The following is a 13,776-nucleotide window of genomic DNA, read 5'->3' as shown; positions in this document are numbered from 1 at the left end:
GCCTTTGTTGGGGGCTTGGGCGAGGGGGCGCAGATCAAGCCGCCCTTCCGCTGCGATTATGGCCAGCATATCCGCTTGGGCGCGCGGAGTTTTGTGAATTACAACTGCACCATTCTGGATTGTGCGCCCGTCAGGATTGGCGAGGAGGTGCTGATTGGCCCGTATGTGCAGATCTTTGCCGCGACCCATCCGTTAGAGGCCGCGCCGCGTCGCGCGATGCTGGAAATGTCGAAGCCGGTCCGCATTCACGATGGTGTCTGGATCGGGGGCGGGGCAATCCTCTGTCCGGGGATGACCATTGGCGAGAATGCCGTTGTGGCGGCGGGGGCTGTCGTGACCCGCGACGTGGCACCGAACGCGCTGGTGGCGGGCAATCCCGCGCGCCTGATCCGCCCGCTTTAGCTCTTTTCGCGGGAAAACAGCCCCGCAAGGCTGCGCGAGAGGATATTGGTCACCTTGGGTTTGCGCAAAACGGTGAAGGGCATCGGGCGGCAGACCTCCATCGCGGCAATGCCGACGCGGGCGGTCAGCGCGCCATTGACCACGCCCTCGCCAAAGCGGCGCGAGAGTTTCGCGGCCAGATGCCCGCCTGCCACCGTCTCGATCAGGTCATCGCCTGCGGCCACAGCGCCCGTGGCCACCAGATGGGTCATCACCGACCGCGCCAGCCGGATGGATCCCAGACTGCCCGCGCGGCCCCCGTAAATCTCGGCAATGCGGCGGATCATCCGCACATTGGCAATCAGTGCCGAGCCCACATCGGCCAAGGCCAGCGGCACCAGCGCCGTGGTGGCGGCCACCGTGCGCGAGGCGGCCTCGATCTCCAGACGCACGGCTTGGTCCAGAGGCTCCATCAGGGTCGTCTCGGTCAGGCCCAGAAGGGTCTGCACATCCAGCTGGTCGGGTGCCTGTTCGGCCAGACGCGCGCGCGACCAGTCCATTTCCTTCCGCGCGGCGTAAATGGAGGACACGCGGGCCGAGACCTTGCGGGCGCGGGCAAGATCCTCGGCCTGCAGGCTTTGGGTGACCTCGTGATGCACCGTATCCAGCCGTTTCAGCCGCGAGAATGCGGCGATCTCGCGCATGGCGACCAGAAGGGCCGCCAGCACGAACAGCCCCAACAGCCCCGCACCGACCCAGCCAAGGATCGGATTGGCGGCAAAAAGCCCCTCGACAAAGCGCCAAGCCGCGACCGAGGCCAGAAAGCCGATCAGCGCGATGAGGCTGCGCCAGAAAAAGCGCCCGATCTTTGAGGGCGGGCGCGCCGCAAGCCGCGCGGCAATCTGCATCGCGCGACCTTCCAGCTGTTCGGTGGTGGCTTCGGGCAGATCCGTTACCGGCGGTGCATCGGCGGGGTTTTGCGGAGCCTCGTCCAGCTCGATCATCACGGGTTTTCTCACAGGCGGTCTCCCAGCAGGAATTCGGCGGCGCGGTCAAGGCGGATATGGGGCGGGCCATCGCCCGGACGCAGGGCCAAGGGGGCAGGGGCGAAATTCATGATCGAATAATCGCCCGCCAGCCAGTCCTCGCGCCCGCGCCGTGCGGCCGACAGAAGCTGCGCGGGGTCTTCAGGCAGCTCCCCCGGATAAAGCGCCACATTCCGCCCGTCGGGCAGCCGCCCGCGTACCGCAGGCAGCAGGCTATCGCCTTGGGGGATCTCGGCCTCGGTGGTGGCGCGCAGGGCGGCAATGGCAAGCGCCTGCGTCTTGGCACCTGCGAAATCGGCGCGGTCCTTGGCCTCGCGCAAGAGCGCCTGCATGATCTGGCTCAGCCGCGCGTGCTGGCTGTGGTGCAGATGGTCGGCCTTGGTTGCGGCAAAGAGGATACGCTCCACCCGATGCCCGCCAATCAGGCTGGTCAGCCAACTGGCCCTGCCCGGACGGAAAGCGCCCAGAATATCGGCCATGGTCTGGCGCAGATCCTCCAAGGCGGCAGGCCCCGCATGGATGGCGCTCAGCACATCCACCAGAACCACCTGCCGGTCGATACGGGCGAAATGGTCGCGGAAGAAGGGGCGCACGATCTCGCGCTTATAGGCGTCATAGCGGCGCTCCATCTCGCGGGCCAAAGACCCGCGTGGCGCTTCCGAGGGCGGCAGCGGCGCGAAGGTTAGCGCGGGCGATCCGGCCTTTTCTCCGGGCAGAAGGAACCGCCCCGGCGAGCAATCGGAAAAGCCCGCAGCTTTCGCCGCATGTAGATACTGCGTGAAACTGCGTGCCAAAGCATCGGCCACAGGTTCGTCATGGCGCTGGTCGGGGTCGGTCTGACGGGCCAGTGCCAGATAGGCATCGCCTCCGCGCATGGCGAGGCGGTTAAAGGCCTCATCCGCCCATTGTCGGTAGCTCTTTTCCATCAGTCCCAGATCCAGCAGCCATTCCCCGGGGTAGTCGACAATATCCAGATGCACGGTGCGCATCCCCCGCATCCCCGCCAGCATCCCACTGGGAGCGACACGGAAACTCAGCCGCAACTGCGAGACAGCCCCCGTGCCCTCGGGCCAATGCGGGTCTTGGCCCGTCAGATCGGCCAGATGGCTCTCATAGGCGAAACGCGGCAGGGTATCATCGGGCTGGGGCTGCAGAAAGGCGGCCCGAATGCGGGACTGTCCGGTCAGCGCGGGCATCTTTCCACGGTCCAGCAGATTGGCCACCAGCGAGGTGATGAACACCGTCTTGCCCGCACGCGACAGGCCGGTCACCCCCAAGCGGATGACGGGCTCGAACAGGCTCTCGCTGACCGAGGACCCCAAGCCCTCGATCCGCCGCGTCAGCCCGTCTGCAAGATCGGAGATACCCAAAAATCCGCACCCCTATGCGATTGATCTCGCGTAGATATAGGAGGAGGCCGGAGGGGGTTCAATCGTCGTGGCCCGCATTCCATTAGGCGCTTGCGCGGGACGGGCGGTTGATGGGCGTGCCGCAGGCCGCCCATCCGCGTGCGAGGGGGTTCGATGCCCCCGAGCGCGCGGCCCCCCCCCGCACCATCGCAGCCCGAGGCTCAGCGGCAGTCTCAGTCTGGCAGGCCATTTGCAGACGGGGCCGCCATTTCGGGGGCGGGGGCCTCCTCGGCGGGGGTGCTGGGCTGGGCCGGCACCGCTTTGGCCTCGCCGCCGGCTTCGGTCAGGGTGTTATCCGACCAGCTGCCCGAGGCCGTCTGCCCGTCGGCATATTTCATCACGCCCGCGCCCTGACGCTTTCCTTGCGCGAAATGGCCCGTGTAGACATCGCCATTGGCATAGCTTGCCACACCTTCGCCGTCGATCTCGCCCTCGCGCCAGTCGCCCTCATAGGTAAACCCGTCCGGCATCGTCAGGCGGCCCTTGCCCGAGCGCTGGCCGTTCTCGAAGTTGCCCTCATAGACCGTGCCGTCGGCATAGGTCGCGCGGCCTTGGCCCTGCCGTTGCCCGCCTTTCCACGCGCCCTCATAGACATAGCCGTCGGGATAGGTCATCCGGCCCTGACCCTCGTTGCGGGCATTGACGAAATCGCCCTCATAGGTCAGCCCGTTGGCATAGGTGGCGCGACCACGGCCCTCGATCTGGCCCGCAGCCCATTGGCCCTCATAGCTGGACCCGTCGGGATAGGTGATCTTGCCCTGACCATCGGGCAGATCATTGACGAAGGCGCCCTCATAGACTGACCCGTCGGGATAGGTCACGCGGCCCTGACCCTCGATCCGGCCCTCGACCCAATCGCCCGAGTAGACATAGCCATCCGTCCCGCGAAAGGTCCCTTTGCCCTGACGGCGGTCCATGACGAAAGTCCCCTCGTAGACGTCGCCATTGGCATAGGTCACCTTGCCCTGACCATTGCGCCGCCCGTTCTCCATGCCGCCTTCATAGAGATCGCCATTGGCCTGTGACAGATGGCCCGTGCCATTCATCTGGCCCGCTTTCCACATGCCCGAATAGCTCAGCCCGTCGGCCATGGTCAGCGTGCCCTGACCGTCGCGCTGGCCCGCCTTCATGCCGCCCTCATAGGTGGCACCATCGGGATAGGTGATCTTGCCGGTGCCTTCCTTGACGCCATTGACCCAGTCGCCCTCGTAGCGATAGCCGTTCTCGCCGGTCAGCACACCTTTGCCATCATGGCGGGCATTTCTGAAACGGCCTTTATAGGTTGTACCATTGGCATAGCGTGCCACACCCTCGCCGGTAATCTCGCCTGCCTGCCACTGGCCCTCATAGGTGCCACCGTCAATAAAGGTGATCTTGCCGGTGCCATCGGGCTTTCCGGCGGTGAACTGGCCTTCATAGACCGAGCCATTGGGAAACCGCGCCCGACCCTCGCCCTGAATCTGGCCGGCCACCCACGCGCCTTCATATTCATAGCCCGAGGGCAGGCTATATGTTCCGTGCCCGTCCTGTTTGCCGTTGCGGAATGTCCCCGTATAGATGCCGCCATCGTCATATTCCTTGGTGGCGACATCGCCTGCCTCTTCCTGTGCCACCACCACGCTGGCCGTGCCAAGACCGATCGCGATGACAAGGGCAAGATTGCGAAGCTGGGGCAGGGTCATGGAAGCGGCTCTCCTGAAGATAGGCGTTCGGGTGGTCTGTTTCCCGACCGGCCTGCCCAAACTACGTGGATGTGCATGGTGAGACAAGGGCAGGCGCGGCCTGCAAGCCATTGTGATTTTGCCCCATACTCTTTCCCGATGCTCTTCCCCTTGCGCGCGCTTCCCGATACACCATCCCCCGTACTTTATGAGGATCTGTCCTATGGCCGCGACCTTCCGTCTGACCCTTGCCCAGCTGAACCCAACGGTGGGGGCGCTTGATGCCAATGCCGCCAAGGCCGTGGCCGCTTGGGAGGAAGGCCGTGCCGCAGGGGCCGATTTCGTGGCGCTGCCCGAGATGTTCCTGACCGGCTACCAGACGCAGGATCTGGTGATGAAGCCCGCCTTCATTGCCGATTGCATGGCGCGGATCGAGGCTCTGGCCGCCCGTCTGGCCGATGGTCCGGCTCTGGGGATCGGCGCGCCCTATCAGGACGCGACCGGCCATTATAACGCCTATTGGGTGCTCAAGGGCGGGAAGGTTGCGGCGCGGGTTCTCAAACATGACCTGCCGCATAAGGAGGTCTTTGACGAGCATCGTATCTATGATGTGGGTCCGATCTCCGGCCCCGTGCAGATTGGCCCTGCGCGTATCGGCCTGCCGATCTGCGAGGATGCATGGCATGCGGATGTCGCCGAGACGCTGATGGAGACCGGCGCGCAGATCCTGATCGTGCCCAATGGCTCGCCCTATCATCGCGGCAAGCATGAGGTGCGGCTGAACCATATGGTGGCGCGGGTCGTGGAAACCGGCCTGCCGCTCGTCTATCTGAATTCGGTTGGCGGGCAGGACGATCAGGTGTTTGACGGGGCGACATTCGTTCTGAATGCCGACCGCTCGCTGGCGGCGCAATTCGCGCCCTTCGACGAGATCATCGACCATATCACCTTTACCGAGACGCCTTCGGGCTGGGTCGCCGCCGAGGGCCGCTTTGACCCGCAGCCCGACGCTTGGGAGCAGGATTACCGCGCGATGGTGATGGCGACCCATGATTATCTGGCGAAATCGGGGTTTAAAAAGGCGGTGCTGGGCCTGTCGGGCGGGATCGATTCCGCGATTGTGGCGACGATTGCCGCCGATGCTTTCGGCCCCGAGAATGTGCATTGCGTGATGCTGCCCTCGGAATACACCAGCCAAGGGTCTCTGGATGATGCGGCAGAGCTGGCGCGGCGCGTGGGCACGAAGCTTGACACCGTACATATCGAACCCGCGCGGGACGGCGTGACCAAGGCGCTGGCCCATGTGTTCGAGGGCATGGCCCCCGATGTCACCGAGGAAAACATCCAGTCGCGTCTGCGCGGCACGATCCTGATGGCGATTTCCAACAAATTCGGTGCCATGCTGCTGACCACCGGCAATAAATCCGAGATGGCCGTGGGCTATTGCACGATCTATGGCGATATGAACGGCGGCTATAACCCGATCAAGGATCTCTACAAGACCCGCGTCTTCGAGACCTGCCGCTGGCGCAATGCCAATCACCGCCCGTGGATGAAGGCACCCGAGGGCGAGGTGATCCCGACCGTCATCATCGACAAGCCGCCCTCGGCAGAGCTGCGCCCTGACCAGAAGGATGAAGACAGCCTGCCACCCTATCCGGTGCTGGATGATATCCTTGAACGTCTGGTCGAGGGCGATCAATCCGTGGCCGAGATTGTGGCGGCAGGCCATGACCGCGAGACGGTCAAGCGGATCGAGCATCTGCTGTATATTTCCGAATGGAAACGCTTCCAGTCAGCGCCTGGCACCAAGCTGACGCGCAAAGCCTTCTGGCTCGACCGCCGCTATCCGATGGTCAACCGCTGGCGCGACCAGTCGGGCCAGTAGCCGCCGGACAGCAGGCGATAGGGTGCGCGCCTGCGCGCCCTGTCCGCTTCGGGTCTGCTGCGCGGTGCAGGCGGATGGCCGCTAGAGGGCCGATACCTCCAGATCCAGAAGCGCCTCGACATCCGTGCCACGGCAAAGCTCCGTTGCAGGGGTCATCACAGCGGCCGCTGCGGCTGCGGCACCATATCTCAGGGCGTCGGGCAGGGGGGCCCCGCGAGATAGCGCAAGGGTGAAACCTGCCACGAAGCTGTCGCCCGCGCCGACTTTCGACACGACCGGCACCTTTGGCGCTGTGGCAAACCAGCGATGGCTGGCCGTTGCCAGCACATTGCCCTCTGCACCACGGGCAATCAAAACCGCATGGGCCAAGCCCTTGGCCACCAGGTGTTGTGCGAAATCTGCGGTATCCGTGCGGGCGGGAAGGGGGTGGCCTGCAAGGTCTTCGGCCTCCAGATCATCCATCCGCAGCAGATCCGCTGCCTGATGCCGCCCGTCCAGAAGCTGGCGCAGGGCAGGGCCGGAGGTGTCCAGAAACACGCGCGCATGATGTGGTGCAACCAGCGAGGCAAGGCGGGCGGGAAAGTCCTCGGGAAAGCCCGGCGGCTGGCTGCCCGACAGTACGATAATGCCGCTCTCGGGCATGGCTCGGGCGATCTGTTCCAGCACCTGCCCCACATCCGCCGCCGACCAGTCCGGCCCCGGCATGACAAAGCGGTATTGCTCGCCGGTGCTTTCATCCGTGACCGTTAGGCTCTGGCGCGTTTCCCCCGGCGCGGCAAAGGGCACCAGCCCGATGCCTTGTGCCGCCAGAAGCGCGGCGACCTTCGTGCCGGTTGCCCCGCCAAGCGCGACAAAGGCCGTGCTCTGGCCGCCCATCGCGGCAATCGCGCGGCTGACATTGATGCCGCCACCCCCCGGATCTTCGGCAGGGTTGGTGCAGCGCAGCTTGCGTTCGGATTGCACATGGGCCGTGGCGATGGACAGATCCACGGTGGGGTTAAGCGTCACGGTCAGGATCGGGGTCATGGCAATTTCCTGATGATTGAAGCGTTTACCTTAAAACAAGAAAACCCTCTGGGAAATGGGGCGATTCATAGCTGAGCTTACCTTGCGAAAGCAAAACTTAAGAGTGTGTGGTTTACATGGCGGCATAAGGTTGAGGAGAGACGTTATGATCCCTGATACGAATGACCCGCGCTGGAAGCGCGTTCTGACTTCCGAGTCCGATTTGTCTGCGACCTCGTTGGCGACCCGTCTGATGGTCTCGCGGCTGCGTCGTGAAGTTGCCGCAAGTCCCGCTGCTCTGGCGGCCAAAATCGGGGAACTGCGTGATTTCGTCGCGAAGAATCCCTTTGCTACTGCCGATATGGCGAAATTCTGAAGCTGGAGCCTCCCATGAAAAATGAAATGCTGACTGTGGCAGATGTTGCCGCACGGATCGAAGACGGTGCCACGATGGTCATCGCCGGGGCGGAAGAGCTTCTGCGCGAGTTGCCCAAGGGGAATTGGATCGGCGGGACGACGGTGTATTTTGTCACCGATCAAGGCGGCGCCGTGGTGCGTGACAAACTGTTCTGCACAACCTTCGATCGCGCCGCCGAAGTGGCTGTGCGCTATGTCGGGGTCGACGGGCTGAACACCATTGCCGAAGGCTATAAGCCCAATGGGTTCACGATGATCATGATTCCGGCCTTCTCGGTGGCGCATTCGAACTTTGCCGTCGAAGGCCAGACCTATGACAACCTGTTCAACCAGCCTCTGGCGGGCTGGATTACCGGCGTGCATCTGGATGATCTGGGCAAGAAGGCCCCGATGATTTTCGATGGTGCGACGGGTAAGGGCTATGACGAAGGAGCGGTGCTGCTGCATGTGGGCCTGCCGGCGGATGCCAAGGCCGATCTGGATATCCTCAATATCTTTGCGCAAGGCGACCAGAAAGACCTGACCTTCCGCTTCCAGAAAGACGGGTTCTCGGCGGTAACCGCCGAGGTGAACGGTCAGCAGGTCGATTTCGCGCAATATATCGAAGACAATAAAATCGATACCCGTCTGCCTCTGGTGGCCAATTATTCCGGTGCGATGGTCAATGTCTCGATCCAGTCGGTCGATACGCAAAGCGGCGAGGTGAAGTTCTACGCGCCGGTGGTCGAAGGGGTGGAATACCGTATGGCCAATGCGCTTGGCAGCTATGCGCAGGCCTTTGCCGATGGCGCGGGCAATGCGGGAGAGGGGCAGTATTCCTGTAATTGCATCCTCAACTATCTCTATGGCGAGCTGGAAGGCCAGCGCACCGGCAATTTCACCGGTCCGGTCACCTTCGGCGAGATTGCCTATATCCTTCTCAACCAGACACTGGTGCGTATGGATATCACCGATACCGACGCTGCCTGAGAGAAAACGTAAAGAAGGCCCGCCGGACTGGCGGGCCTTTCGCATTGGCTCCTGAAGGGCCCCTTACCTTTCGAGCGGGGGATGTCCGGCCCATAAGGCTGCCCCCAAGGCCATCGGGTTCAGACGTCTTTCGGCAGGTTGAACTGGTAACTCGCAGGTACGAATTCGTAGCCTTCGTCCTTGGGGTGCAAAAAGCCCAAGCCGGGGAAGGGCATGTGATAGCCGATAAACGGGACACGGGCTTCGGCCACGCGTTTGAGCAGCCGGTCACGGGTTTCTTTGGCCTTTTCCTTGTCCATATCAAACCGCACCTCCCAGTCGGGGCGTTGCAGGGACCAGACATAGTGATTGGCCGTGTCCGCCGTCAGGACAAGCTGCTGTTCGCCGCTGGTGATCCAATAGGCCAGCATTCCGGGCGTATGCCCGTAGGCGTCGACGGCCTTGAAACCGGGCAGGAATTCATCGTCAGGATTGATGAACTGGAAGCGATCCTGTAGCGGGCGCAGCTTTGCATCAAATCCGGCATTTTTGGTCTGCGACCAGTAATCCCATTCGACCTGACCGGTGATATGGGTTGCATCGGGGAAGGTCGGTCCGTCTTCTCCCATCAACCCGCCGATATGGTCGCCATGCATATGCGTGATCACCACATGGGTGATGCTTTGCGGTGCAATTCCGGCGGCCTTCATGGCGCCGGTCAGGCCCTCGGCGTCCAGCCCCGTGTCAAACAGGATCTTTGCATCACCTGTTTCCACCACGACCGGCGTAAAGCTGTTCAGCGCGCGGTCCGTGGGCAGGAAATTGGCTTCGGACAGGGCGGTGAATTCCCCATCCGAGGCATTCAGGCCGAAGGTGCCATGCGGCTCCGGCAGCAGCTTGGTGCCCGCCAGAAGCGTGGTGACGGTCAGATCGCCGATCACGAAGCGGCGATAGGCCGGAATGGCCGCAGGTTGGCTGGGCATGCTGGCCTCGTCTGTCTGGGCAAAGGCTGTTGTGGAGGTGAGTGTTGCACCAACAACCGGCGCTACCGCGACCGTCAGCAAGGCGTTGCGGCGTGTCAAATGGGTGCTCATGGGTCTTTTCCTTCAAAACCAGTTGCATGACCAACTTAGAGGCGCGGCGCTGAATTGCGACTCACGCCTGCGTGACGCATTCAAAAAGGCGAAGCCTTTCCGGGGCGCTTAACCCTGGGTGGTCTGGATGTCTGTTAAGGCGTGGGGCGCAGGGCGGGTTTGAGCTATGGTTTGTCTTGAGGATATGGACAAATTCGCACTTTTATGGAAGACGGAAGCCGCATCAGGAGACTTTGAATGACCGTTACACGTTTCGCCCCGTCGCCCACCGGCTATATCCATGTCGGCAACCTGCGCACCGCGCTGATGAACTATCTCATCACCCGCAAGCAGGGAGGCACGTTCATTCTGCGCCTTGATGACACCGATCAGGAACGGTCCAAACAGGAATATATCGATGGTCTGAAAGAAGATCTCGAATGGCTGGGCTTTACCTGGGACCGCGAGGAATACCAGTCCAAGCGCTTCGACCGCTATTATGCCGTGGCCGAAGAGCTGAAGGCTGCAGGGCGTCTGTACGAATGTTTCGAAAGCCCGACCGAGCTGGACCTCAAGCGTAAGAAGCAGCTCAATATGGGCAAGCCGCCGGTTTATGACCGCGCGTCGATGAATCTGACCGAAGCCGAGAAACAGGCCTATCGTGACGAGGGCCGCCAAGGCTATTGGCGCTTCCGGTTGGATCTGGAACGCATCGAATGGTATGACGGCATCTTGGGCGATCTGTCGATCGACGCGGCGTCGGTCTCGGACCCGGTGCTGATCAAGGCCTCGGGGCAGATCCTTTATACGTTCGCATCCTCGGTCGATGACACCGATATGCAGGTCACCGATATCGTGCGCGGGGGCGACCACGTCACCAATACGGCGACGCAGATCCAGATCATCCGTGCCATCGGTGGCACGCCGCCGAATTTCGCGCACCACTCGCTGCTGACCGGTCCGCATGGCGAAGAGCTGTCCAAGCGTCTGGGCGCGCTGTCGATCCGCGATCTGCGGGCATCCGGTGTGGCCCCCGAGGCGCTTCTGTCTATGATGGCGCGTCTGGGCTCCAGCCAGCCGGTCGAGTTGAAAATGTCGATGGAAGAGCTGATTGACGGCTTCGATCTGAGCCATTTCGGGTCGGCACCGACGAAATTCGACAGCGCCGATCTGATCCCGCTGACCCGCGCCCGCAATCAGCAACTGCCCTTTGCGGATGTGAAGGACCAGATCCTTGCGCTGGGCATTCCTGCCGAGCAGGCCGAGCAGTTCTGGAAGGTCGCCTCGCAGAATATCGACAAGCTGTCCGATCTGGCGGGTTGGGCGGATCTGTGTCTCAACGGTGCCGAGCCGATGATTGCCGAGGAGGATCGCGCGTTCGTGGCCGAGGCACTGGCTGAACTGCCCGAAGGCCCCTTCACCGAGACCACTTGGAAAGAGTGGACCGGCGCGATGAAGGAGAAATCGGGCCGGAAGGGCAAGGGCCTCTTCATGCCGCTGCGCAAGGCGATCACCGGCATGGATCATGGTCCCGATATGGGCGAGCTGATGCCGCTGCTGCACAAGGTGCGCGCCCGCGCGTAAGCGTAACGACCGCATGGATGTTTCTGAAAGCCCCCGAACAGGTTTCGGGGGCTTTTGCATGTGCTACGGCCTTGTGCATCGGGCGGGTCCCGTTCGGCCAAAGCCGAAAGGGGCGATGTTTCAAACGGGGCACGAAAAAGTGACAGGCGCTCTGATCCTGTGTCGTGCTGGTGATGTGCCGCGTGGAACCCTGGCGTGTTCCGTCAGGCGGAGAGGTGGCGGATTCGTCACAGGCGAATCGGCAAGCTTTTGAAGTTTCATAAAAAAACGATTCGGTGGTTGCGAATCCCCCGCGAGTCAGGCGATCCCTAGTCCCGTGAAACATTCCGGAGAAGGCCGCGTGGAGTTATCCACAGGTTCGCACCGGGATTCGTCCAGATATGCGGGGGGTAAGGGTTTTTATCCCCAGATATCGTAGGCGGAGCGGAAGTTATCCACTACTATCTCGTTTACACCCTGTTTCACACAAGTCACGATATCTGGTATGAATAGGAAACGGCCCCGCCGCTTCTAGTATGCACGACAACCCGTTGCGGTTCATCGCAGGGGAATGAACAAGAGCAGAAGGACCAGACATATGGCACTCAGCGACGATTATATCGGCGACGACGCCCACCCGATCGATGTGGTCGAGGATCTGGCCGAGGCCCATGCCTGGGAATTCAATCGTGTGACGGATGACCAGATCGCAATGGTCGTCGAGGGCCAGTGGCGCAGCTATTCGCTGACGCTGGCATGGTCCGATCAGGACGAGATGCTGCGCCTGATCATGACCTTCGAGATGGACCCGCCTGCCGAGCGTCTGCCGGTGCTTTACGACATGCTCAACCGTGCCAATGATCAGGTCTGGTCGGGGGGCTTTGTCTATTGGCCCGAACAGCGTCTGATGGCATGGCGCTATGGTCTGGTGCTGACCGGCGGGCAATGCGCCTCGATCCAGCAACTCGACGAGATGATCGGCACCGCGCTGATGTCGGCCGAGCGTTTCTATCCGGCCTTCCAGTTGGGGTGCTGGGGCAATCGCACGGCGGCAGATGCCATTCAGGTGGCCATTGCAGAGGCCTACGGACGCGCCTAATCTTTGCCCCGATAAAGAAGGGGGCAAAATGGATTTTTCCGATATTTCCGAACGTGGTCTGGTGCTTCTGGGCTGTGGCAAGATGGGGTCGGCCATGCTGGCGGGCTGGCTGAAAGGCGGGCTTGATCCGCAATCGGTCACCGTAATCGCGCCGCGCCCTTCGGACTGGGTCAAAAGCACCGGTGTGCGGATCAATGCGCCGCTGCCGGTCGCGCCCGCCGTGGTGCTGCTGGCGGTGAAGCCGCAGAAGATGGGTGAGGCCTTGCCGCAACTGGCCGCGCTGGGAAATGGCCATACGCTGTTTCTCTCGGTCGCGGCGGGGCTGACCTTGGCAAAATATGAGGCGATTCTTGGGGAGAAGACCCCGATCGTGCGGGCGATGCCCAATACGCCTTCCGCCATCGGGCGGGGGATCACCGCGATTTGCGGGAATGCGATGACGCAGGACGCCGATCTCCGGATTGCCGAAGGGTTGCTCGGGGCAATCGGGCAGGTCGTCCGGCTGGAGAGTGAGGGGCAGATGGATGCGGTGACGGCTGTGTCCGGATCCGGTCCGGCCTATGTCTTCCATCTGATCGAAACGCTTGCGGCGGCGGGGGTGTCGCAAGGGCTTCCGGCGGAGCTGGCCATGACGCTCGCCAAGGCAACCGTTGGCGGGGCAGGGCAACTGGCAGAAGACTCGCCCGAGGATCCGGCCCAGTTGCGGGTCAATGTGACCTCGCCGGGTGGTACGACGGCGGCGGCTCTGGCTGTGTTGATGGACGAGGCGCAGGGGTTTCCGGCATTGCTGGAGCGGGCGGTCAAAGCCGCTGCCGACCGTGGGCGGGAACTCGGCGCATGAGCGCGACCTTCGACGATTTTCTGAAGCTTGATATCCGTGTGGGACAGATTACCCGCGCGGAGCCTTTCCCCGAGGCCCGCAAGCCCGCGATCAAGCTCTGGATCGATTTCGGGGCAGAGCTCGGGGAAAAACGGTCTTCGGCGCAGATCACCAAATATTACGAGCCACAGGATCTGGTCGGGAAGCAGGTTCTGGCGGTTGTCAATTTTCCGCCGCGCCAGATTGGTCCGGTGAAGTCGGAGGTGCTGGTGCTTGGGGTGCCGGATAAGGAGGGCGGCGTGGTGCTGATCGGGCCGGATCTTGCTGTGCCTCTCGGGGGGCGTCTCCACTGATCTTTCGCTTCGAGTGCATGGCCTGCCAAAGGGTTGCGCGCCGCGAAGCGGCGCGCCCGCGCGCGCGAGGCGCGGCTTCGCCGCGCTCGCGCGCAACCTGCCGAAGGCGTTTG

General features: G+C 62.5%; 13 protein-coding genes. 8 read left to right on the top strand and 5 right to left on the bottom strand.

Annotated elements, in window-relative coordinates; translation table 11 throughout:
* Nucleotides 1-15 precede the first annotated feature (15 nt).
* A complete protein-coding gene (locus WDB88_RS12365) occupies nt 16-402 on the top strand; it encodes a sugar O-acetyltransferase (RefSeq protein ID WP_339107975.1) in 387 nt (128 codons plus the stop codon).
* Here WDB88_RS12365 and WDB88_RS12360 read toward each other — a convergent pair.
* The 3 genes from WDB88_RS12360 to WDB88_RS12350 all read right to left on the bottom strand — a co-directional run bounded on the left by WDB88_RS12360 (nt 399) and on the right by WDB88_RS12350 (nt 4,518).
* Entirely contained in the window at nt 399-1,400 is a 1,002-nt protein-coding gene (locus tag WDB88_RS12360) for a TIGR01620 family protein (RefSeq protein WP_339107974.1), read from the bottom strand. The genes WDB88_RS12365 and WDB88_RS12360 overlap by 4 nt on opposite strands.
* Entirely contained in the window at nt 1,397-2,797 is a 1,401-nt protein-coding gene (locus WDB88_RS12355) for a YcjX family protein (RefSeq protein WP_339107973.1), read from the bottom strand. Before WDB88_RS12355 ends, WDB88_RS12360 begins: the two co-directional genes overlap by 4 nt.
* 212 nt (nt 2,798-3,009) lie before the next feature.
* Entirely contained in the window at nt 3,010-4,518 is a 1,509-nt protein-coding gene (locus WDB88_RS12350; RefSeq protein WP_339107972.1) for a 2-isopropylmalate synthase, read from the bottom strand.
* Between the two features lie 202 nt (nt 4,519-4,720).
* Here WDB88_RS12350 and WDB88_RS12345 point away from each other — a divergent pair, with 202 nt between their 5' ends.
* Complete coding sequence (locus WDB88_RS12345; RefSeq protein WP_339107971.1) at nt 4,721-6,385, top strand: NAD+ synthase; 1,665 nt, start codon at nt 4,721-4,723, stop codon at nt 6,383-6,385.
* An 81-nt stretch (nt 6,386-6,466) separates the two neighbouring features.
* Here the strand turns inward: WDB88_RS12345 and WDB88_RS12340 are convergent, their stop codons facing one another.
* On the bottom strand, nt 6,467-7,411 hold the full coding sequence (locus WDB88_RS12340; RefSeq protein WP_339107970.1) for a 1-phosphofructokinase family hexose kinase: 945 nt from the start codon (nt 7,409-7,411) through the stop codon (nt 6,467-6,469).
* 145 nt (nt 7,412-7,556) lie between these two features.
* On the opposite strand from WDB88_RS12340, the gene WDB88_RS12335 reads away from it, so the two are divergent.
* Both WDB88_RS12335 and WDB88_RS12330 read left to right on the top strand, forming a co-directional pair.
* Nucleotides 7,557-7,766 (top strand): hypothetical protein, encoded by a 210-nt coding sequence (locus tag WDB88_RS12335; protein WP_339107969.1) that lies wholly within the window; start codon nt 7,557-7,559, stop codon nt 7,764-7,766.
* Between the two features lie 14 nt (nt 7,767-7,780).
* Nucleotides 7,781-8,776, top strand: coding sequence for a hypothetical protein (locus WDB88_RS12330; RefSeq protein WP_339107968.1), 996 nt, complete (start codon nt 7,781-7,783; stop codon nt 8,774-8,776).
* Nucleotides 8,777-8,895: 119 nt separating this feature from the next.
* Here the strand turns inward: WDB88_RS12330 and WDB88_RS12325 are convergent, their stop codons facing one another.
* Nucleotides 8,896-9,849 (bottom strand): MBL fold metallo-hydrolase, encoded by a 954-nt coding sequence (locus tag WDB88_RS12325; RefSeq protein ID WP_339107967.1) that lies wholly within the window; start codon nt 9,847-9,849, stop codon nt 8,896-8,898.
* Between the two features lie 237 nt (nt 9,850-10,086).
* On the opposite strand from WDB88_RS12325, the gene gltX reads away from it, so the two are divergent.
* The 4 genes from gltX (at nt 10,087) to WDB88_RS12305 (ending at nt 13,663) form a co-directional block, all read left to right on the top strand.
* Nucleotides 10,087-11,412 (top strand): glutamate--tRNA ligase, encoded by a 1,326-nt coding sequence (gltX, locus tag WDB88_RS12320; protein ID WP_339107966.1) that lies wholly within the window; start codon nt 10,087-10,089, stop codon nt 11,410-11,412.
* A gap of 577 nt (nt 11,413-11,989) precedes the next feature.
* Nucleotides 11,990-12,490: a YbjN domain-containing protein gene (locus WDB88_RS12315; protein ID WP_339107965.1), complete on the top strand. Its 501-nt coding sequence runs from the start codon at nt 11,990-11,992 to the stop codon at nt 12,488-12,490.
* 28 nt (nt 12,491-12,518) lie between these two features.
* Nucleotides 12,519-13,331, top strand: a complete 813-nt coding sequence (proC, locus tag WDB88_RS12310; RefSeq protein ID WP_339107964.1) for a pyrroline-5-carboxylate reductase — start codon at nt 12,519-12,521, stop codon at nt 13,329-13,331.
* Complete coding sequence (locus tag WDB88_RS12305; RefSeq protein WP_339107963.1) at nt 13,328-13,663, top strand: tRNA-binding protein; 336 nt, start codon at nt 13,328-13,330, stop codon at nt 13,661-13,663. Before proC ends, WDB88_RS12305 begins: the two co-directional genes overlap by 4 nt.
* Nucleotides 13,664-13,776: the final 113 nt, after the last annotated feature.

The sequence above is a fragment of the Thioclava sp. GXIMD4216 genome (assembly GCF_037949285.1).
GTDB lineage: Bacteria > Pseudomonadota > Alphaproteobacteria > Rhodobacterales > Rhodobacteraceae > Thioclava > Thioclava litoralis.
The sequence above is the reverse complement of the archived record's forward strand: the minus strand, read 5'-3'. Positions and strand labels throughout refer to the sequence as shown.